This window comes from Hymenobacter nivis (genome assembly GCF_006439025.1).
Classification (GTDB): domain Bacteria; phylum Bacteroidota; class Bacteroidia; order Cytophagales; family Hymenobacteraceae; genus Hymenobacter; species Hymenobacter nivis_A.
This window is the reverse complement of sequence record NZ_RCYZ01000003.1, coordinates 106,752-127,602: the sequence shown is the minus strand read 5'-3', so window position 1 is coordinate 127,602 and position 20,851 is coordinate 106,752. Positions and strand designations below refer to the sequence as shown.

The window sequence follows — 20,851 nt, the reverse complement described above, 5'->3', positions numbered from 1 at the left end:
GAGGGAATATTTGCACAACAATTTTCGATTAACCAGTAAAGATTGTCCAATGCCCGAACGCCCTTACACCTACTACGATTTCACCATCAGCCTCTGCCCGCAGTGCTTGCGGCGCATCGAGGCCAAAATCGTTTTTGAAGACGGGAACGTGTACATGCTCAAGCGGTGCCCCGAGCACGGGCGGCAGAAAGTGCGCATTGCCACCGATGTGGAGTATTACAAGAGCATCCGCAACTACGTGAAGCCCAGCGAAACGCCACTGCGCTTCGGCACGCCCACGCACTACGGCTGCCCCTACGACTGCGGCCTCTGCACCGACCACGAGCAGCATAGCTGCCTGACGGTGATTGAGATAACCGACCGTTGCAATCTCACCTGCCCCACGTGCTATGCCGAAAGCAGCCCCACCCACGGCCGGCACCGCACCCTGGAGGAAGTAGAAGCCATGGTGGACCTGGTGGTGGCCAACGAGGGCGAGCCCGACGTGGTGCAAATTTCGGGCGGCGAGCCCACGCTGCACCCGCAGTTCTGGGAAATTCTGGACATGTGCAAGCGCAAGCCCATCAAGCACTTGATGGTAAATACCAACGGCGTGCGCCTGGCCAAAGACGAGGCCTTTGTGGCGCGGCTGGCCACCTATTCGGGGGCCTTCGAGGTGTATTTGCAGTTCGACTCGTTCCGCGAAAACGTGCTGCTGGCCATGCGCGGGCGCGACCTGCGCGAGGTGCGCCAGCAGGCCATTGCGCACCTGAACAAATACAACCTGAGTACCACGCTGGTCGTGACGCTGCAAAAGGGCCTGAACGACGACGAGATGGGCGACATCATCGACTACGCGCTTAAGCAAAAGTGCATCCGCGGCGTCACGTTTCAGCCCACCCAGGCCGCCGGCCGGCTCGATAATTTCAACCCCGAAACCGACTCGTTTTCGCTCACCGAAGTGCGCCAGGGCATCATCGCCCAAAGCCCGGTATTTACGGCCGCCGACCTGCTGCCTGTGCCATGCAACCCCGACGCGCTGGCGATGGCCTACGCCCTGAAAATCGACGGTGAAGTCATCCCCCTTACCCGCTACATTGACCCCGCCGACCTGCTCAGCAACGGCGGCAATACCATTGTGTACGAGCGCGACCCGCGCCTGCGCCAGCACATGCTTAAGCTATTCAGCACGGCCAACACCGTAGACGCGGTAGTGCCCGAAATCAACCAGCTGCTGTGCTGCCTGCCCCAGGTCCAGGCCCCTAATTTGGGCTACGATAACCTGTTCCGGATAATTATTCTGCAATTCATGGACGCCTGGAATTTCGACGTGCGCGCCGTGAAGAAATCCTGCGTGCACATCGTGAGCAAGGATTTAAAAATCATCCCCTTCGAAACCATGAACATCTTCTACCGCGACCCCGAGAAGCTGGCGCGGCTGGAGGAGCTGCGGGCCGAGCGCACGGGCATATGAATGTACCCGATTCCCCCCCCCCCSCCTAGCAGAAAGAAAACCATTGTCTGGCCGGTTGCCATTAATTTAAGTTTGCTGCTGCTAACCGTTCTTATCTCCAATGTAGGTTTTGGCGCATTTGTCGGTGTGATCTTGGCGCTTGTTAACGCATTTATAGGATTCATTTTTCTTATAACAGAGCGAAGGCGAGACGTTGGCTATGCGGGTGGTTTTTTTCTATCTTTTTTGCTCTTGCTGCTGATAGGTTTCGGTATGTGTTCGCGCTCAACTGATAGTAGTCGATTGGAGCCTGTTTTGTACCCAGTTACCAAGTGAAATATGGCCGATCCCCAACCACCTGCACCCAACGGCAAATCGTCGAAAACGTGGCCAATAGCCGTCAATTTGGGTTTGCTGCTGCTGGTGGCGGTGGTGTCGCAGGGCGAGCCGGTGGTGCTATTCGGAGCCGTGGTGGCGCTGGCCGTGGTCAACGGCATTGCGGCGTTTTTTATGGCAATTTTCGGCCGCCTGAATTGGGTAGCGGCGTTTCTGCTGTCGGCGCTGCTGGTCTTTCTAATTGGCTTGGGCATTTGCAGCCTGATGCTGTCGGGCCTGGGCGGGATGCACTAATTGATTACGTAATTTAATTACGCATGCCGAATCCCGCCGCCGACCCTGCCAAACCACCGGAATCCAAGCGCGGGCTGTGGGTGCCGCTGCTGCTCAACGCCGCGCTGCTGCTGCTGCTTGGGGCCCTGGTGCGCTCCCTGGCAGAGCCCGACCACATGACCGGGGACCCGCACCCGCGCGACGTGGCCTACGGCATGTTTCTGGCAATGCTGGGGTTGGGCGGGTTCGACTTGCTGGCCCTCTTTGTGGCGGCGCTGCTGCGGCGCCCGCGCTGGGTAAACGGCTTTGCGCTAGCGGGCCTGTTGGTGTTTTTGATTGGGCTGGGCTCGTGCGCCTACATGCTATGAAGCTGCACAATTAGCTGCCATATTTGCTGAATAGAAATAACTTTTGTAGAAAAAAGAAAATTTGCGCTGCATGAAAAAAACTACTCTTCTCCTCTCTTTGCTCGTTGGCTTGTGCTTAGGGCCCCGGGCCTACGGGCAGTTAAACAAAAATGCGGCGGATTCGCTCATTGCGCGCACGGTGTTGGCCAAAGCGGCCAATTTTGTGGTCGAAGAGCTGCCCGCTGCTGAGGGGAAAGACGTTTTTGAGATTGAGAGCAAAGGCGATAAGATAGTTTTACGCGGCAACGATGCCGGCGTAATTGGCTCGGCACTTTATTATTATTTGCGCGAGTACGCGCACTGCCAAATCACCTGGAACGGCGTGAACATGCGCTTGCCAGCGGTGCTCCCCCGCGTGCCGGCGAAGGTGCACAAGGCCACGCCGTACACCTACCGCTATTATTTAAATTACTGTACCTACAGCTACAGCATGAGCTGGTGGGACTGGGCGCGCTGGGAAAAAGAAATCGACTGGATGGCGCTGCACGGCATCAACATGCCACTGGCCATCACCGGGCAAGAGTACGTGTGGCAGCAGGTGTACCAGGACATGGGCTTTACTGCCGACGATTTGCAGGGTTTTTTTAGCGGGCCTGCCTATTTCGGCTGGTTCTACATGGGCAACCTCGACGGCTGGGGCGGGCCCCTGCCCCAGAGCTGGATGACCAGCCACCGGGAGCTGCAGCAGAAAATACTGGCCCGGGAGCGCGCTTTGGGCATGACGCCGGTGCTGCCGGCCTTTACGGGCCACGTGCCCGCCGCGTTCAAAAAGCGCTACCCCAACGCCAAGCTTAAGCAAACCAACTGGACGAACGGCTTCGCCGATACGTACATCCTCGATTCGGAGGACCCGCTGTTTGCCGAGGTGGGGAAGCGGTTTTTGGAGGCGCAAACCAAACTTTACGGTACCGACCATTTGTATTCGGCCGACACGTTCAATGAGAACGAGCCGCCGTCGGACAACCCAGAGTTTCTGGGCAAGCTGAGCGCCCGCATTTACGAAGGCATGCGGCGCGCCGACCCGCAGGCGGTGTGGGTGATGCAGGGCTGGCTGTTTTACAGCGACCGGAAGTTTTGGAAAGCACCGCAAATTGAGGCGCTGCTGAAAGCGGTGCCGGACGATAAGATGATTCTGCTCGATTTGGCGGCGGAAATTGAGCCCATCTGGAAGCGGACGAATGCGTTTTATGGCAAGCCCTGGATATGGAACATGTTGCACAATTTCGGCGGCAACATCAGCATGTTTGGCCGTATGGACGGCGTGGCCCAGGGCCCCCCAGCCGCCCTGCACGACGACGCCGCGGGGAAAATGGTGGGCATCGGCCTGACGATGGAAGGAATTGAGCAGAACCCGGTGCTGTACGAGCTGATGACCGAGCACACCTGGCAAACTGCCGCCCCCGAATTAACTAATTGGCTGAGCGGCTATGTACGCAACCGCTACGGCCACGACGATGCCAACGGGCTGGCTGCGTGGCAAATACTGCGGACCACGGCCTACAATGGGCAGAAAATCCGGGATGGTGCGGAGTCCATTATGGTGGGCCGGCCCACGCTGGATTCGGTGGCCCGGTGGACGAAAACGACGCTTAACTACGCACCCAAAAGCCTGCTGCCGGCCTGGGATTATTTAATAAAAGCCGCGCCGGCCTGCGCTAAAAGCGACGGTTTTCAGTACGATCTGGTGGACGTGTCGCGGCAGGTGCTGGCCAATTATGCGCTGCCGTTGCAACAGCGGCTGGCGCAGGCGTACCAACAGAAAAATGCCGCTGATTTTAAGAAATACAGCGCGCAGTTTCTGGCGCTGATGGACGACGAGGACCGGCTGCTGGCTACTCGCAAAGATTTTCTGCTGGGGCCCTGGGTGGCCGACGCCCGCAAGTGGGGAACTACCCCCAGCGAAAAGGCGCTGTACGAGCGAAACGCCAAAGATTTAATTACGCTGTGGGGCGACGCGGAAAGCCCCCTGAACGAATACTCGAACCGGCAGTGGAGCGGGTTATTAACCGATTTCTACAAAGCCCGGTGGCAGCAGTTTTTTGTGGTGCTGAATAATTCGCTGGCAACCGGCAAGCCGGCGGATATTAAATTATTTGAGCAGCAAATTAAAGCCTGGGAATGGCGCTGGGTGAATACCCGCAAAGACTTCCCCACCGCCACTTCGGGCCAAAGCATTGCGGAGGCGCAGCGAGTTTATAAAAAGTATCGCACCCAGGTAGCCGCCGCTTACCGATAGGGAACTGAGGTGGCAGACCACACACGTTCAGGAAGTTATTAGAACGTTATACAGAGCGCAGCATCTTTCCCGCGTGATTAATTACTGCCGCGGGAAAGATGCTGCGCTCTGTGTGACGTTCTGCTGCGATAGAGTATTCCTGAAAATTAATTAAGACGCGCCGCTTTTCTCGGCTGCTGCAACCGGCGTGGGCTGGCACTTGGGGCAGGTGTAGGTGGCCCGGCCGCCCACGTAGGTTTTCTCAATTTTCACCTTAGGGTGGCGGGGGCAAAACGTGTGCGCGTCGGAGCCCGGCGTGGCTGACTCGTCCCACTCACGGGCGTGGATAAGGAACGACTTGGGGAAGTTGCGGTAGTTGGCCTCGTGCTGAATGGCGGTGGTGAGCACCAGCTGGATGGCGGCGTGCAGGGCCCCCACTTCCTTTTCGATCAGCGAGTTGCCGATGCGCTCGGGGTGGAGTTTGGCCTGGAACAGCACCTCGTCCACAATCCAGTTGCCGAGGCCGGCGGTGAGGCCCTGGTCGAGCAGCAGCGGCTTGACGAACACCCGGCGGCGGCTGAGTTTCGCGTATAGTTCGGCGGCGGTGATTTGCAGCGCGTCGGGGCCTAGTTTCTTGGCTTTTTGATACGCTTCGGCGCTGTCGGCCAAGCGGATGCGGCCGAACTTGCGCGGGTCGATGAAGGCCAGATTGAGTCCCGAGTCGCTCAGGTGCCAGGCCACGCGGGTGAAGCGCGGGGCGTCGGGGGCGTCGCGGTAGGCCCCAATGTCGCCGGTCATGCCGAAGTGCAGCACCAGCAGGCGGCCGTTGTCGAGCTCTACGAAGCAGTTTTTGCCCAGGCGGCTGGTGCCGGTGATGGTGCGGCCCAGCAGGCCGGCGCGCAGCTCGGCTTCGGGCACGGCCAGCACGTGGGCGTCGTTCACGGCGAGGCCGGTAATGGTCTGGCCCACGGCCACTTCATCAATAAAACGGCGGTAGGTTTCGACTTCGGGTAATTCGGGCATTGGGAAGGAATAAAAGAGCAGCGGCGGGTGGTTAAGAGAAAGGCGAACGGCTTTGTTCACGCTTTCTGCTCAACCACCCGCCGCAGCTGCTTTAATCCACCGTTTTGCTGCCTACTTGCCCGGTTTTGCGGTCAACTTCAGCAAATCCATTGTTATTAACGGATACGAAAATCACGTTTGACGCGAAAACCAACTTCTCAATTTGTGGCTGCGCAAAATCAGCTTTGAAAGCCTTGCCCACATTGGTGCGCCAGAGCAGCCGTTCGCCCTCATACGCCGACAAAGTGGCCTTGTCCTTGCTCACCCAGTAAACTACGCCGTTGGCTCCGCGCACTCCCCGCACGCTGGTGGAGATGACGTGGATTCCTTTGAATTCATCGGTTGCTACCCCCAACGGGCTGCTTTCCTGGTCGGGCTCAACCTGGGTTTTCTCGTAAACCAGCGCCTTCGAATGCTGGGCAAACGTTGCGGTAGGCAAGAGGACCAAGCCAGTGGCCACGACGACTTTCTGAATGAAATCCATCAGCATTGAATGAAGGGTTTGAGAATTAATTAAGCCTGCCAAGTGGGGCCCCGGAATTACCGCCGCTGGGGGCCCTAGCGGCCGCCGGGGGGGCAGTTTTCCCGCAGGAATTTGGTGAAGGTGCTGGAGAGGTGGCGGCTGGTGCCTTCGCCTTCTGAGATGCTGTGCGTGCGGTTGGGGTAGCTCATCAGCTGGAAGGTTTTGTTGTTCTTCACCAGTTCGTTGATCATCTGCTCGGCGTTGTTGTAGTGCACGTTGTCGTCGCCGGTGCCGTGGATGAGCAGTAGGTGGCCGCGCAGGTCTTTGGCGTGGGCCAGGGGCGAATTATCCACGAAGAAGTGCCGGTCTTCGGGCAGCAGGCCCATGTAGCGCTCCTGGTAGATGTTGTCGTAATTCAGCTGGTTATCCACGGCGGCGATGGAGATGCCGGTCTGGTAGATTTTGGGGTACTGCATCAGCAGGTTGAGCGTGCTGGAGCCGCCGCCGCTCCAGCCCCACACCGCCACGCGACTCGTGTCCACAAAGCTGTTCTTCAGCACTTCCTGGGCCCCCAGGGCCTGGTCGCGGATGTTGAGGCTGCCAATGTTGTGGTAGATGGCCTTGCGGAACTCGCGGCCGCGCGGCGCGGGGGCCCCCCGGTTGTCGAGCGAGGCGTAGATGTAGCCGTCGTCGGCCATGCTGCCCTGGTAGAGGCGGTTGAGGCCCGTGCCGAAGCGGTCGACCACGGTTTGGCTGGCGGGCTCGCCGTACACCATGAACACGATGGGGTATTTCTTGGCGGGGTCGAAGTTGGTGGGCTTCACCATCCAGCCGTCCAGGGTCACGCCGTCGGCGGTTTTCACCTGGAAAAACTCCGTTTTGGGGAGCTTGAAGCTCTTGGCCTGCTCGGGCACTTCGCCGCCGCTCAGGCGCTGGTGGGCGGGCAGGCTCACCACGTCGGCGGTGGGGAAGGCGCTGGCGCTGGAGTGGTTGTGCAGGGCAATTTTGCCGTTGGGCGAGATGTCGTAACCGTTCGTGCCGGCCTCGGCGGCGGGCGTCACGCGGGTGGCCACGCCGCCCTTCAGCGGCACGCGGTAGAGGTAGGTTTGGGTGGCGTTGGCGGGCGAGGCCATGAAGTACACGGTGCCGCCGCGCTCGTCGATGGCCTCCAGGCTAATCACGTCGTAGTTGCCCTTGGTGAGCAGCTGCTCGTGGCCGGCGCGGTCCACGGCGTAGAGGTGGCGCCAGCCGTCCTTCTCGCTGGCCCACACGAACTTCTTGCCGCCCTCAATCCAGTTCCAGCCCACGGCGCCGTCCTTGGCGTCAATCCAAGCCTTGTCGGTGTCGGTGTAAATGGCCTTGGCGGCCCCGGTGGTGGCGTTGCAAAGCAGGATTTTGCTCTCGTTCTGGCGGCGGTTCAGCTGTTGCATGATCAGCTCGTTGGGGCCGGCCCACTCCATGCGCGGCAGGTAGTGCTGCACGGCGTCGCCGGGTGCCTCCATCCACTTAGTGGGGCCCCCGGCCACGGGCACCACGCCCACGCGGCAGCGGCTGGGGTCTTCGCCCACCACGGGGTACTCCACGGGCACGGTGTAGGGGTAGAGCGCCGCCGTGGTGTTCAGCATCAGGTAGTTGCGCGTCTTGGTGGCGTCGAGCTGCCAGTAGGCCAGGCTCTGGCCGTTGGGGGCCCAGCGGAAGCCGTCGCGGCAGTCCAGCTCCTCCTCGTACACCCAGTCGAAGGTGCCGTTGATGAGGCGGTCGGTGCCGTCGGTGGTGAGCTGCGTGATGGCGTGGTCGGCCAGGTTCTCCACGTACAGGTTGTGCTCGCTCACGTAGGCCACCTTGCCGCCGTCGGGCGAGAACTTGGCGAACATCAGCGACGACTCCGGCCGGCCCTTGCCGAGCTGCACGAGCTGCTTGGCTTTCAGGTCGTACACCCAGTAGTCGCCGCGGGTGTCGTAGCGCCACACTTTCTTGGTATTGGTGTTCAGCAGCACCCGCTGGCCATCGTCAGAAAGCGAGAAGCGGCGCACTTTTAGCGGGGCCGACTGGCCGGCGGGCGTGAGCTGCTGCTTGCTGAGGAGGGTGGTGCCCGCGCCCGGCTTGCGGGCGTCGAGCTGCACGACTTCGTCTTGCTGTACCTGGAAGTAGCCGTAGCCGTCTTTGGTCCACTGGGTGCCGGGGCCCACCTGGGCTTGCGTGGCGGCGGTGCCGGCCAGCAGCAGGGCCCCGGCCATGCCCGCACGGCGGGCAATGTATTGTATCATGCGTGAGAAAAGGGGAGGGGTTTGAGGGCCTGAAATTAGGGCCCCCGCGCGACACCGCCGGCCCCGGGGCCCTATTGGCGGAGGGTGGCCACGCGCTGGCCCTGGGTGTCGTACACGTCGCCGCCGGCCGCAATGAACAAGCGGCGCTGCCGGCCGTCCACCAGCACGTAGGGGAAATCGGTGCTGTTGGTGCGCGTGAGGTGGCCCACCACCACGGGCGTGTCGTCGTCGGCCACGCGCACCACGTTCAGGCCGCTGGTGAGGTAGTAGGGCTGGTCGGGGTGGTTGCGGAAGGTGAGCTGGCCCACCAGGCGCACCGGCGTAGCAGAAGCGCTGGTGTTGTCATCGTCTTCGTTGTCAGCCTCATCGGCCTGGCTGCGGCGGGCCGGGGCCCCCACGGCGCGGCGCACGGCCGGGGCAATGGCCACGGGTGCGGCCGACGGCGTGGGGCCCTGGCGGCTGGCGGCAATCTGGGTTTCGGCGCGCCGCCAGCCCGTGCCGATGGCGGCCAGGCGCGGCGTGCGCCCGGGGTGGCTGGCCGAGCCCTGGTCGTCGGCCACGGCGGCCAGCGCGGCCTGGGCCTGGGCCAGGCTAGCGCCCAGCTTGCGCAGCACGAAGCCCGAAAATTCGTCGGCCTCCAGCTCGTCCTGCGGGTTGGAGCCGCCGGCGCGCAGCGTGTGGCCGTTGAGGTGGTGGCCCATTTCGTGGGCCAGAATGCTGATGCCGGCCCAGTCGGTGCGGCCGGCGCGGTTCACAGCGGCCAGGAAATCGGGATTGTAGAGCAGGTAGCGCTTGCCGCCGTACACCACGGCCGCGGCGTTGTCCACGTCGCGGGTGGCGCGCAGCTCAAAGCGCGGCTGCAGGCCCACCACGTTGGTAATTTCCTGGATGATGCCGGTGGCCGCCGGGGCCTCGGTTTGGGCCCCGGCGGCCCCAGCGAAGCAAAGCGCCAGCAGCAGCCCCAGGGCCGTGCGGCGAAGAAAACGGGATACGGGCGTCGGCATAGCGAACGGTGGAATAAAGCGAGGGAAAGCAGTGAAGAAAGGGAGGCAAACAACCAGCCAGAAAAAACCGGTCGGGCCCCCAGGGCGGCCGGGCGGGCCTCCGGTATACTAACGCAAAACGGAGGGCTTTTCGTTTATTTTTTAGGGCCCCCGGCCCGCACCTACGGCGGCCCGAATAATATTCCCGTAATACGGCCCATGAAATACCCCGAAACCCCCGCCGTGCTCGTCAAGAACAAGCACTTCAAGCTGGCCGACGTGTCCACCAAAGACAAAGGCGTATTTGGCGAAACCTACGCCCACAAGGAATCGGCGCAGCCACGCTTGGCCGCCCTGCGCCAACGCCTGGTTGAGCTCCAAGAAAACCTCTACGCCGAGCACCAGCGCAGCTTGCTGCTGGTGTTTCAGGCCATGGACACGGGCGGCAAGGACGGGGCCATCGGCAACTTGCTCACGGGTGTGAACCCGGCCGGCGTGCAGGTGGCCTCCTTCAAGGCCCCATCGGCGGCCGAGCTGGCGCACGATTTCCTGTGGCGCATCCACCTCAAAGCACCGTCGCGGGGCCACATCGGGGTGTTCAACCGCTCGCACTACGAAGACGTGCTCGTGACCCGCGTGCACGAATTGATAGACAAGAAAACGGCCCACCAGCGCTTCGACGACATCAATAATTTCGAGCAGCTGCTGACCCGCAGCGGCACGCGCATCCTCAAGTTTTTCCTGCACATTTCCAAAGAAGAGCAGGCCGAACGCCTCCAGGACCGCCTCGACGAGCCGGCCAAGCGCTGGAAATTTGAGCCCGGCGACCTCAAGGAGCGCGCCCGTTGGGACGATTATCAGGACGTGTACAGCGACGCGCTGGCCCACTGCTCGACCGACGACGCGCCCTGGTTTGTGGTGCCCGCCGACCACAAGTGGACCCGCGACCTAGCCATTGCCGAAATCGTAGTGGCCACGCTGGAAGACATGAACCCCCAGCCCCCCAAGGCCGACTTCGACCTGAAAGCGCAGGTAATTAAGTAGCCCGCCCAGCGCCGAGCTATAACCTGACTGGCACCGTTGGGGCCCCTGTTTAGGGCCCCGGCGGTGCCAGTGTGGCTTGGTGCCACTGGCGTTGCCGGGGCCAGGTACGGCCTCTGTGGGTGGGTGTAACGTGGGGAAAGGGCCGGGGGGCAGCGCTGCTTAGGTAAGCGCCGGGGCCCTCGGTTTCGGGTTTTCAACCCGGTTGCGATCCAAATTAACGGTGGCGCTTTACATTGAGCCAGCTTTTGCTAATCAGTCACGTAATCAGTAAAGTAGCGGCCCTGTTGGCCGGCGAACACCTGCTGCGGCTGACTGGCCCTACTCTTCCCCATTTCCCATGAAAAAGAATTCCTCGCTTTCGCTGCTACTGTTGGCGGCCGGTGCCAGTGGCCTGGGTGCCCTGCTGCTCGGCATGAAATCCGAAACGCCCGCGCGTGGGCCGCGCGCCGAGGGCCCCGTCGTCATCTACGTGCGCAACCCCGGGGGGGCCACGCTGGGCCACGTGGCAGAATCGGGGGTGAAAATCCTGGAGCGGGAGGGCAAATACTTTAAGGACCTGAACAAGAACGGGCAGCTCGACAAGTACGAAGACTGGCGGCTGCCCGCGCAGCAGCGCGCCCTGGACCTGGCCGCCCAGCTGTCGGTGGCGCAGATTGCCGGCCTGATGCTCTACAGCGGCCACCAGGCCGTTCCGGCCAAGGCGGGGCCCTTTGCCGCCGGCACCTACCAGGGCAAGCCGTTTGCGGAGGGCAGCACCGACGCGGCGGCGGTGACGGACCAGCAGCGCAAGTTCCTGCTCGACGACAACCTGCGCCACGTGCTGCTGACGCAGGTGCAAAGCCCCGAAACGGCCGCCCGCTGGAACAACAACGTGCAGGCCCTGGTGGAAGGCGCGGGCCTCGGCATCCCGGCCAACAACAGCTCGGACCCCCGGCACGGCACCAACTCGGGGGTGGAGTACACGGCCGGCGCCGGCGGGCAGCTGTCGCACTGGCCCGACGAGCTGGGGCTGGCCGCCACCTTCGACCCGGCCATTACCCAGCAGTTTGGCACCATCGCGGCCCAGGAATACCGCGCCCTGGGCATCACCACGGCCTTATCGCCCCAGATTGACCTGGCCAGCGAGCCCCGCTGGTCGCGCATCGCCGACACCTTTGGAGAAGACCCCCAGCTGAGCGCCGACATGGCCCGCGCCTACGTCGACGGCTTCCAGACCTCCACGGGCGCCGCCGAAATTGCCGACGGCTGGGGGTATAACAGCGTGAATGCCATGATAAAGCACTGGCCCGGTGGGGGCCCCGAGGAAGGCGGCCGCGACGCGCACTACGCCTACGGCAAGTACGCCGTGTACCCGGGCCACAACTTCGACGAGCACCTGATTCCCTTCGTGGACGGGGCCCTGAAACTCAACGGCAAGACGAAGATGGCGGCGGCAGTGATGCCCTACTACACGGTTTCGTCGGGCGTCGATGCCAAGAACAAGGAGTCGGTGGGCAACGGCTACAGCCAGTACCTCATCACCGACCTGCTGCGCCAGCGCTACGGGTTCGACGGGGTGGTGTGCACCGACTGGGGCATTACGAACGACGAGGGGGCCACGCCCGCCATCTTCGGCGGCAAGCCCTGGGGCATGGAAGGCCGCACGGTGGCCGAGCGCCACTACAAAATCCTGATGGCGGGCGCCGACCAGTTTGGCGGCAACAACGCGGCCGGGCCCATCGTGGCGGCCTACGCCATGGGCGTGAAAGCGCATGGCGAGGCCTTCATGCGGGCCCGTATGGAACAGTCGGCGGTGCGGCTGCTGCGCAACATTTTCCGGCTCGGCCTTTTCGAAAACCCCTACCTCGACGCCCAGAAAACCCAAGCCCTGGTGGGCAACGCGGAGTTTATGCGGGCCGGCTACGCGGCGCAGCAGCAGTCGGTGGTGCTGCTCAAAAACGCGGGCCAGGCGCTGCCCATCCCGGCCAAAAAGACGGTGTACGTGCCCCAAAAATTCATTCCTTCCCAGCAGGGCTTCTTCGGCCCACCCTCGGCCGAGCGGTACGAAGACGTGGCCACAGCCGCGGTGTTGGCGCGCTACTTCAACGTGACCAGCGACCCTGCCAAGGCCGATTACGCGCTGGTGTTCATCGGCAGCCCCAGCGGCGGGGCGGGCTACGCCACCGCCGACGTGCAAAAGGGCGGCACCGGCTACGTGCCCATCAGCTTGCAGTACGGGCCCTACACCGCCACCCAGGCCCGCGCCCACAGCCTCGCCGCCGGCGACCCCGCCGAGCCCACCGTTGCCGACCGCACGTACCGGGGCAAAAGCGTGGCCACGGGCAACGCTAAGGACCTCGAAATCATCCGGCAGACCTACGCGGCCATGAAGGGCAAGCCCGTGATTGTGGCCATCGACGCCGCCAAGCCCCTGGTGCCGGCCGAGTTTGAGCAGTACGCGAGCGGGCTGCTGGTTAGCTTCGGGGTGTCGCACCAAGCGGTGCTCGACATTGTGACCGGCAAGGCCGAGCCCCGGGGCCTGCTGCCGGTGCAGCTGCCCGCCACCATGCAGACCGTGGAGGAGCAAAACGAGGACATTCCGCACGACATGGTGTGCTACACCGACGCGGCCGGCCACCGCTACGACTTCGGCTACGGCCTGAACTGGCAGGGCGTCATTCGCGACGCGCGCACCGCCAGGTACGCTAACCGCGTGGCCCCGCCGCTCATTAAGGTGGCGGCCGGCCGGGTCACCCTCAGCAGCCCCACGCCCGGCGCGCAATTGTACTACACCACCACGGGCGCCACCCCAGCATTCACCGCCGCCAATGCCTATAAGCAGCCATTCACCTTGCCTAAGGGTGCCACTGTTAAGGCTTTGGCCAAAGTGCCGGGCGTGGACAACAGCAGCTTGGCCATGTATGCGGCGCCGGCGGCGAAGTAGCCCCGCGGCCAGGGCAACTCACCAGCCTGGGGGCCCTGTGGGGACCTATGGGGTTTCGGCGGCGATGGTTTCTACGCACTGATTCCGAAGCTATTCGCTTTTATTCGAAGCCGCCGCCGTTGTTCTCGGCGGCGGCTTTCTTTTGGCGAGCTGCCAAAGCCCGCGTTAGGCCTTGGCCAGTGCCGTGGGGGCCCGCTCGCCTATTTGCTGGCGCCACATGGCGTAGTACAGGCCTTTGCTGGCCAGCAGCTCGGCGTGGCGGCCGGCTTCGGCCACGTGGCCGCGCTCGAGCACGAAGATGCGGTCGGCGTGGAGGATGGTGCTGAGGCGGTGGGCGATGAGGATGGTGATGTGCTGGCGCGAGCCCGAGAGCTCGCGCACCGTGCGCCCAATTTCCTCCTCCGTGAGCGAGTCGAGGGCCGAGGTGGCCTCGTCGAACACGAGCAGGGTGGGGCGGCGCAGCAGGGCCCGGGCAATGCTGAGGCGCTGCTTTTCGCCGCCCGATACCTTCACGCCGCCCTCGCCAAGCACCGTGTCGAGGCCCTGGGGGGCCCGGGCGAGCAGCGTGTCGGCGGCCGCTTCGTGCAGGGCCCGCAGGCATTCTTCGTCCGTAGCGTTCGGGGCCACGAAGCGCAGGTTTTCGCGGATGGTGCCGGCGAAGAGCTGCGTGTCTTGCGTCACAAAACCGATTTGCTCGCGCAGGGCGTCGAGGTCTACCTCGTCGCTCGATACGCCGTTGTAGCGGATGCGGCCGTCGAGCGGCGGGTACAGGCCCACGAGCAGCTTCACGAGGGTGGTTTTGCCCGAGCCCGAGGGCCCCACGAAGGCAATGGTTTCGCCCAGCTTCGCGCCGAAGGAAATGCCGTCGAGGGCCGGCACGTCGGCGCTCAGGTGCTTGAAGCGCACATCCTCAAAAGCCAGCGTTTCAATCTTTTCGATTTCCACCGGGTGCGCGGGCCGCACGTCGCGCGGGGTGTTGAGGATCTTCTGGAAATTAGCCAGCGACGCTTCCGACTCGCGGTAGTTGCCGATGATGGTGCCAAACTCCTGCAACGGCCCGAAGATGGAGAACGAGTAGATGAAGAACGAGAAAAACTCGCCCAGGCTGATGTGGTTCTGCACCCGCAAGTACAACAGCAGCAGGATGATAACGTTGCGCAATAAATTCACGAACGTGCCCTGCACAAAGCTCAGCGACCGCAAAAAGCGCACTTTGCGCAGCTCCAGCTTCAGGATTTTGCCGGTGATGCCGTTCAGGCGGTCGGTTTCCTGCTGGGCCAGGCCGAGGCTCTTAATCAGCTCAATGTTGCGCAGGCTCTCGGTGGTGGCGCCGGCCAGCGACGTGGTTTCGGCTACAATGGTCTTCTGAATCACCTTGATGCGCTTGCTCAAGGCAAAGCTCAGGATGCCCAGCAGCGGAATGGTGAGGAAGTAGCCCAGCGCAATGGGCCAGTACACGCTGATGGCGTACCACATCACGAAAATAATGCCCACGAGCGCGGTAAACAGCACATTGACAAAGCTTTGGATCAGCTTCTCCACGTCAATGCGCACCTTCTGGAGCTTGCCCAGCGTTTCGCCCGAGCGCTGGTCCTCAAACACCTGGTAGGGCAAGTCGAGCGAATGCCGCAGGCCGTCGGAATACATGGTGGCCCCCAGCCGCTGCGTGATGACGTTGACGTAGTAATCCTGGAAATTCTTGGCGATGCGCGACACCATGGCCACGCCCAACATCATGGCCAGCAGCGGGATGGCCTCCCGAAAAAAGGGCGCGAACGGCACGTTGCGCATCCCGTTCATGTCGGGGTAGCGTACCGTAAACTGGTCCACCAGCTTGCGGAAAATGTAGGGGTCGAGCAGCGAGAAAACCTGGTTGACGGTGGCCAGCACCAAGGCCAGGGCCAGCAGGCCCCAGTAGCGCCGCAGGTAGCTAAAAAGTAATTGCATAGAAAGGCAAGCGCCGGGCCCGGGGCCCGGCGAAAAAGAACGAACGTAAGCCCCTACAACCGGCGCCTTACGGCAGAGGTTTAGGCCACCAGCGGGGCGGGCCGGCGCAGCACAATCAGCAGCAGCAGCAACACCAGCAGCACAATGGCCGGCACGCCGCCCGCCAGCCCGCCGGGAATCTTGGTGGCGTGTATGATCACCGCGCCAATCATGATAATGACCAGCCCGGCCGCAGCCAGCCGCGTGAAGCGCGGCACGAGCAGGCCGATGCCGCCCAGCACTTCGGCCCCGGCCACCACGTAGGCCAGGGCCCCGGGCAGCCCCAGGCTGCCAAACATGCCCACTGTGCCGGGCAGGTCCATAAATTTCTTGACGCCGGAGGCGATGAAGGCAAGGCCGAGCAGCACTTGCAGAATCCAAGCGATGATGTTGCGGGTAGAAGCAGACATGAGAACGGGGGCTAGGTGAGGCGGGCAAGTTAAGGCACTTGCCCGCAAAAGATTGGCTCCCGCTTGCTTGGGCTTGCGCTGGCCCTGCCCGGGGCCCGGCGGCAGCGCCTTGGGCCGCGGCGTCACGGGGGGCTCATTTTCGGGCCTTTTCTTGGGGGGCGTATATTTGGAAGCGGCCCGCCGGCGTTGGCTGCCAGTGGCCGGGCACTTTGGGGCCCCGGCGGCGGTTAGGGCGGAAGGCCGCGGTTCTGTTTACTTTTTTTGCTTGCACCCATGAAGTTACCTGTCCGGGCTTGGGCCCTGTTGTTGCCGCTGGTGGCGCTGGCCGCTGGCTGTAAGAAAGACGCCGACCCCGCTACGGCCGCCACCGGCAGCGTGGCGCTGGACCTCACGCACGTGGTGGGCACTGCGCCGCTGGCCTTCGACGGCACCAGCTACACCAAGGCCGACGGCCAGACCTTCCAGGTTACTAAGTTCAAGTATCTGCTCTCGAACGTGGAGCTGCTGCGCGCCGATGGCACCGCCTACGCCGCGCCCGAGAGCTACTACCTCGTGGACGCCGCCAAAACCGCCACCCTGCACTTGGTGGTGCCAGGCGTGCCGCTGGCCAACTACACCGGCCTGCGCTTCGTGGTGGGCGTGGACGCGGCCCGCAACACCGCCGGGGCCCAAACCGGGGCCCTCGACCCCAACAACGACCTGTACTGGGACTGGACCACGGGCTACGTATTTCTGAAGATGGAAGGCACCTCGCCCCAGGCCCCCCACGCCGCCGCCGCGGCCGCCGGCGGCCTGCGCTTCCACGTCGGCGACAACGGCACCCAGCGCACCATTTCCTTCGCCGGGGCCCCCCTGGCCGTGACGGCCACCCAGGCGCCCACCCTGCACCTGCGGGTGAATGTGCTGGCCCTGTTCGACAACGCTGGGGCCCCCAGCAAGAACATCGATTTCAGCAAGCTATCCGACGTGATGGGCGGGGCCAGCGCCCCGCTCCTGGCCGATAACTACGCCGCTGGCCTGTTCACGTTGGAGCGGGTAGCCACTAATTAATTTGACCCCGTCGTTATGACGCACTTTTCTTCGCTGTGGCTGCGCCGGACGCGCGGTTGGGTGGCCGCTGGCCTGGTGGGCGTCATTGCCGTGGCCGCGTGCAGCCACGACGGCGGCGGTGGGAGCGACGTGCCCACCCCCACGCCCCCAACCGCCGCGCCCACGCCCTACGCCCTGGCGCTGCCCAGCAACTTCCCCGCTGGCCCGCTGCTGCCCGCCGACAACCCCCTCACGGTGGAAGGCGTGGACCTGGGCCGGCACCTGTTCTACGAGAAAACGCTGTCGGTTGACAACAGCATTTCCTGCGCCTCGTGCCACCGCCAGGCCCTGGCCTTCACCGATGGGCTGGCCCACGCCGTGGGCGTGAACGGGGCCCGACACCCGCGCAGCGCCATGTCGCTCAGCAACTTGCTTTGGGACCCGCTGCTGACCTGGGACGGATCGGACAAGGGCCTGGAGGCGCAGGCCCGCACCCCGCTCACCAACGCCGTGGAAATGCACCAGACGCTGGCCGCCAGCGTGGCCAAGCTGCAAGCCCAGCCGGCCTACGTGGCGCGGTTTGCCAAGGCCTTCGGGCCCGGGGCCCCCACCGAAGACAACATGCTGAAGGCTCTGGCGCAGTTCGTGCGCACGCTGGTGTCGGGCAACTCGCGCTACGACCGCTACCGCCGCGGCGACCGCAGCGTGCTCTCGGCCGACGAGGTGCGCGGCTTGCAGCTGTTCATCACCCACCCCACGGGCACGGCCCTGGGCCGCGGCGGCAACTGCGCCGACTGCCACGCCGGCGACCTGCAAACCAACCACGACTTCGTCAACAACGGCCTCGACCGCACCTTCACCGACCTGGGCCGCGCCGTGCCCACCGGCCTGCCCTCCGACCAGGGCAAGTTCCGCATCCCCTCGCTGCGCAACATCGCCCTCACGGGCCCCTACATGCACGACGGCCGCTTCGCCACCCTGGAGGACGTGCTGGCCCACTACAACGAGCACATCGAGTACGGCAGCCCCAACCTCGACGCCAACATTCTCAACGGTACCAACAGCCCCCTCGGCATCGGCCAGCCCCTGGGCCTGACGGACACCGAAAAGAAGCAGATCGTGCTGTTCTTGAAGACGTTGACTGACTCCACCTTCATCCAGGACCCTCGCTTCAGCCAGCCCACCGACTGATTGCAGCACGATCTGTAGCGCGGACTTTGTAGTCCGCGGCTCTCGCTTCGTCCTATCGGTTGCCGTTGGGCGATTGCGCAGTGACCATGCAGAGCCGTGGACTGCAAAGCCCGCGCTGCAATCCGCGGCAGGGCCCCGGAATTTCGCCCAACTAGCATTCCATTCATGGCGGCACGTTTTCGATTGGGGCCCTGGGCCGCGGGGGTTGGCTGGGTTGGGCTGGCCGCCTGCCAGCCGCAGCCCGCGGCCCAGCAAGGGGCCCCGGCCCTGGCCCGCGTGGTGCCCAAAGCGCGGGTTTTGGAAGACCTGGTTTTGTTCCAGCGCATCAAGGAAGCGGCCCACGCCGGCATCTATAAATACCGCAGCAAAGCCCAGATGGACAGCGCCTTTGCCGCCGCCCGCGCCCAGGCGACGGACGGCATGACCGTCATCGACGTGTACCGGCTGGTGGTGGGCATCACCAATTTTGAAGGCAGCCTGCACAACGACACCGCGCTGCCCGCGGCCGTGCGCGCCGAGATGCACGCCGCCCCCGCGTTTTTCCCGTATCCGGTGAAGCTGGTGGCGGGCCAGCTGCTGCTGAATACGGCCCGGGGCCCCCTGCCGCTGGGGGCCCTCATTGCCAGCATCAACGGTATTCCGGCCCGGCGGCTGGTGCGCGAGTTGGGCCGCTACTACACCACCGACGGCCTGAATACCACCGGCAAAACCGTGGGCCTAGCGGCCGATTTCCCCGAATATTACCGGCTCGAATACGGCCCCCAGGCTGCCTTCGTGGTGCGCTACACCGTGCCGGGCCGGCCCGGTACCCTGGCCCAAACCATGCCCGCCGTGCCGTACCGCGCCTACGAGCAAGCCTTCGCCGCCCGCCACTCCAAGCCCTTCGACGACGCGTTTTTCAACGACGCCCCGCGGAAATACACGTTCCGGCTGCTGCCCAACCGGCCGGCGGCGGTGCTGACGGTCAACACGTTCGACATTGGCGAAGCGGGCACGGCGGGGCACCGGCGGTACGCGGCGTTCCTGGATTCGTGCTTCGGGCTGCTCCGCCAAACGCCGGCCATTACCGACCTGCTGGTGGACGTGCGGGCCAACGGCGGCGGCGACGACAACAACGACATGCACACCTTTGCCTACCTGGCGCACGCGCCGTTTCGGGAGAACAAGGGCGCCACCGTTAGCTTCCGGCAAGTGCCCTGCCGCCGCTACCTCAGCTTCGAGAAAAACACCGCCGAGCGCGCCACCGCCGTGCGGGAAATCGCCGGGCTGCTGCGCACCGATTTCGCCGGGGGCCCCAACGGCCAGCTGCACCAAACGGCCCGCAGCAACCCGGTCTTCCAGCCCCGCCCGAACCGGTTTCGCGGCCGCCTGTACCTTCTCATCAGCCCGCGGCTGGCCTCGGCCGGCTCCATGTTTGCGGCCATGGTGCGCGGCCGTACCGCCGCCACGGTCATCGGCGAAGAAACCATGGGCGGCTACTACGGCCACACCGGCCACGGCGAGCTGGCCTACACCCTCCCCAACACCGGCATCCAAACCAGTTTCTACTGGGTTGATTTGCAGCAGGATGTGCCGCCGAGGGCCGGCCAGCCCTTCGGCCGCGGCGTCCTGCCCGATTACCCGGTGGCGCAATCCCGCGCCGATTTCCTGGCCAACCGCGACCCGCAGCTGGCCTTCGCGCTGAAGCTGATGGCCGCCCGGGCGGCCGGCGCTGCGCCCACCCGGGGCCCCCGCATTGGCGCGCCGAAGCACTAAGACGCTTACCCCATGCTGGCGGCCGCGGCGGGCGGAGCGGGCATGCTGCCGAGGTGGGTGTGGCGGAAGCCGGTGCCGTACTTGAGGCCGTAGCCCAGCAGGCGGTCGAAGGCACTGTGGAGCAGCAGCACCGTGCCGGCCAGCAGCAAGGGCGGGCTGCCCAGCCCGTAGCCGGCCAGGCCCACGGCCAGCGCCACGGCTTTGTGGTGGGCCAGGTTGTAGGCGAGGGCCCCCGCGCGCGGCCCGGCCAGGTAGCCCAGCATGCTCAGGTCGGGGACCAGGAACAGGGCCGGCAGCCACCACCAGGCGTAGGGCAGGTGGGCAAATACCACGGCGGCGAAGCTTAGTTCGGCCAGTTCTTCGAGTTGGAGCAAGCGTTTCATCGGGCTGGAGACTTTGGGGAAGTGATGCCACAAAATTCTGCCCCGCGGGGCCCCGCTTTCGTTAACAAACGCTAAGAAATTAGCCCGCTGGGGGCCCCGGGTTGCGCGCCACCCGGGCCCGGATGCGGCTGAAGCTCACCGGCGTCACGCCCAGGTAGGCGGCCACCAGCCGCTGCGGAATGCGCGCCATGATCTTGGTTTTGGAGCTGGCGAGCAGGGCCCGGTACCGCGCCTCGGGCGAGTACAGCAGCTGCTCGCTCAGCCGCTCTTCGGTGCCGATGAGGTGGTACTCGGCCAGCAGCCGCCCAAACCGCTCAAATACGGGCCAGGCATCGTACAGCCGCGTGAGGGCCGCGTAGGGAAACACCAGCAGCTCCGTCGGCTCCAGGGCCTGGATGGCCAGGGGGCTCGGCGCGTTGCGCAGGCAGGCGGGGTAGGAGGCCAGCAGGTGGTTTTCGAAGAAAAAGTACGTCGTCACCTCCTCGCCGTCGGCCCGCGGGTAAAACATCCGGCATGCACCGCGCAGCAGCAGCGCTACCTCGTGCCGGGTGTCGCCGGGCTGCACAAAGTATTCGTGCCGCTTCAGCTGGCGGGGCTGCAACTCGGCTTCTAGGGCGCGCCACGCTTCGTCGGGCAGCGCCACAAAGCGGTGAATGTAGGCGCGGAGGGGGTGCATGCCCCAAAAGTAGGGC

17 protein-coding genes are annotated in these 20,851 nt (G+C 64.0%); 9 read left to right on the top strand and 8 right to left on the bottom strand.

Features of this window, described 5'->3' with window-relative positions; all coding sequences use genetic code 11:
* Nucleotides 1-49: 49 nt before the first annotated feature.
* The 4 genes from EAH73_RS08400 to EAH73_RS08385 all read left to right on the top strand — a co-directional run bounded on the left by EAH73_RS08400 (nucleotide 50) and on the right by EAH73_RS08385 (nucleotide 4,684).
* Nucleotides 50-1,453 (top strand): radical SAM protein, encoded by a 1,404-nt coding sequence (locus tag EAH73_RS08400; protein WP_140466051.1) that lies wholly within the window; start codon nucleotides 50-52, stop codon nucleotides 1,451-1,453.
* Nucleotides 1,454-1,771: 318 nt separating this feature from the next.
* Nucleotides 1,772-2,062: a hypothetical protein gene (locus tag EAH73_RS08395; RefSeq protein WP_140466050.1), complete on the top strand. Its 291-nt coding sequence runs from the start codon at nucleotides 1,772-1,774 to the stop codon at nucleotides 2,060-2,062.
* Between the two features lie 23 nt (nucleotides 2,063-2,085).
* Nucleotides 2,086-2,409: a hypothetical protein gene (locus EAH73_RS08390; protein WP_140466049.1), complete on the top strand. Its 324-nt coding sequence runs from the start codon at nucleotides 2,086-2,088 to the stop codon at nucleotides 2,407-2,409.
* Nucleotides 2,410-2,506: 97 nt separating this feature from the next.
* Complete coding sequence (locus EAH73_RS08385; protein WP_240047188.1) at nucleotides 2,507-4,684, top strand: alpha-N-acetylglucosaminidase; 2,178 nt, start codon at nucleotides 2,507-2,509, stop codon at nucleotides 4,682-4,684.
* A 150-nt stretch (nucleotides 4,685-4,834) separates the two neighbouring features.
* Here EAH73_RS08385 and mutM read toward each other — a convergent pair whose 3' ends face one another.
* The 4 genes from mutM to EAH73_RS08365 form a co-directional block, all read right to left on the bottom strand.
* Entirely contained in the window at nucleotides 4,835-5,686 is an 852-nt protein-coding gene (gene mutM / locus EAH73_RS08380; RefSeq protein ID WP_140466047.1) for a DNA-formamidopyrimidine glycosylase, read from the bottom strand.
* A 91-nt stretch (nucleotides 5,687-5,777) separates the two neighbouring features.
* Nucleotides 5,778-6,215, bottom strand: a complete 438-nt coding sequence (locus EAH73_RS08375) for a hypothetical protein (RefSeq protein ID WP_140466046.1) — start codon at nucleotides 6,213-6,215, stop codon at nucleotides 5,778-5,780.
* A 68-nt stretch (nucleotides 6,216-6,283) separates the two neighbouring features.
* Complete coding sequence (locus EAH73_RS08370; protein WP_240047187.1) at nucleotides 6,284-8,455, bottom strand: S9 family peptidase; 2,172 nt, start codon at nucleotides 8,453-8,455, stop codon at nucleotides 6,284-6,286.
* Nucleotides 8,456-8,526: 71 nt separating this feature from the next.
* Complete coding sequence (locus EAH73_RS08365; RefSeq protein WP_140466045.1) at nucleotides 8,527-9,459, bottom strand: membrane-binding protein; 933 nt, start codon at nucleotides 9,457-9,459, stop codon at nucleotides 8,527-8,529.
* Nucleotides 9,460-9,657: 198 nt separating this feature from the next.
* Here EAH73_RS08365 and EAH73_RS08360 point away from each other — a divergent pair, with 198 nt between their 5' ends.
* Nucleotides 9,658-10,482: a polyphosphate kinase 2 family protein gene (locus EAH73_RS08360; RefSeq protein ID WP_140466044.1), complete on the top strand. Its 825-nt coding sequence runs from the start codon at nucleotides 9,658-9,660 to the stop codon at nucleotides 10,480-10,482.
* 337 nt (nucleotides 10,483-10,819) lie between these two features.
* The gene (locus tag EAH73_RS08355; protein WP_140466043.1) at nucleotides 10,820-13,405 is read left to right on the top strand and encodes a glycoside hydrolase family 3 N-terminal domain-containing protein; all 2,586 of its coding nucleotides are present in this window, start codon (nucleotides 10,820-10,822) and stop codon (nucleotides 13,403-13,405) included.
* Nucleotides 13,406-13,570: 165 nt separating this feature from the next.
* On the opposite strand, the gene EAH73_RS08350 is transcribed toward EAH73_RS08355, so the two are convergent.
* Entirely contained in the window at nucleotides 13,571-15,352 is a 1,782-nt protein-coding gene (locus EAH73_RS08350; protein ID WP_140466042.1) for an ABC transporter ATP-binding protein, read from the bottom strand.
* An 80-nt stretch (nucleotides 15,353-15,432) separates the two neighbouring features.
* The gene (locus tag EAH73_RS08345; protein WP_140466041.1) at nucleotides 15,433-15,801 is read right to left on the bottom strand and encodes a DoxX family protein; all 369 of its coding nucleotides are present in this window, start codon (nucleotides 15,799-15,801) and stop codon (nucleotides 15,433-15,435) included.
* A 273-nt stretch (nucleotides 15,802-16,074) separates the two neighbouring features.
* Here EAH73_RS08345 and EAH73_RS08340 point away from each other — a divergent pair, with 273 nt between their 5' ends.
* From EAH73_RS08340 to EAH73_RS08330, 3 genes are all read left to right on the top strand, one after another.
* Nucleotides 16,075-16,851, top strand: a complete 777-nt coding sequence (locus EAH73_RS08340; protein WP_140466040.1) for an MbnP family protein — start codon at nucleotides 16,075-16,077, stop codon at nucleotides 16,849-16,851.
* A gap of 15 nt (nucleotides 16,852-16,866) precedes the next feature.
* On the top strand, nucleotides 16,867-18,021 hold the full coding sequence (locus tag EAH73_RS08335) for a cytochrome-c peroxidase (protein WP_140466039.1): 1,155 nt from the start codon (nucleotides 16,867-16,869) through the stop codon (nucleotides 18,019-18,021).
* A gap of 165 nt (nucleotides 18,022-18,186) precedes the next feature.
* Nucleotides 18,187-19,776, top strand: a complete 1,590-nt coding sequence (locus EAH73_RS08330; RefSeq protein ID WP_140466038.1) for a S41 family peptidase — start codon at nucleotides 18,187-18,189, stop codon at nucleotides 19,774-19,776.
* 5 nt (nucleotides 19,777-19,781) lie between these two features.
* Here EAH73_RS08330 and EAH73_RS08325 read toward each other — a convergent pair whose 3' ends face one another.
* Together EAH73_RS08325 and EAH73_RS08320 are read right to left on the bottom strand one after the other, a co-directional pair.
* Nucleotides 19,782-20,159, bottom strand: coding sequence for a DUF4260 domain-containing protein (locus EAH73_RS08325; protein ID WP_140466037.1), 378 nt, complete (start codon nucleotides 20,157-20,159; stop codon nucleotides 19,782-19,784).
* Nucleotides 20,160-20,238: 79 nt separating this feature from the next.
* Nucleotides 20,239-20,835 carry a Crp/Fnr family transcriptional regulator gene (locus tag EAH73_RS08320; RefSeq protein WP_140466036.1) on the bottom strand — a complete coding sequence of 199 codons (597 nt, stop codon included), beginning with the start codon at nucleotides 20,833-20,835 and terminating at the stop codon, nucleotides 20,239-20,241.
* Nucleotides 20,836-20,851: the final 16 nt, after the last annotated feature.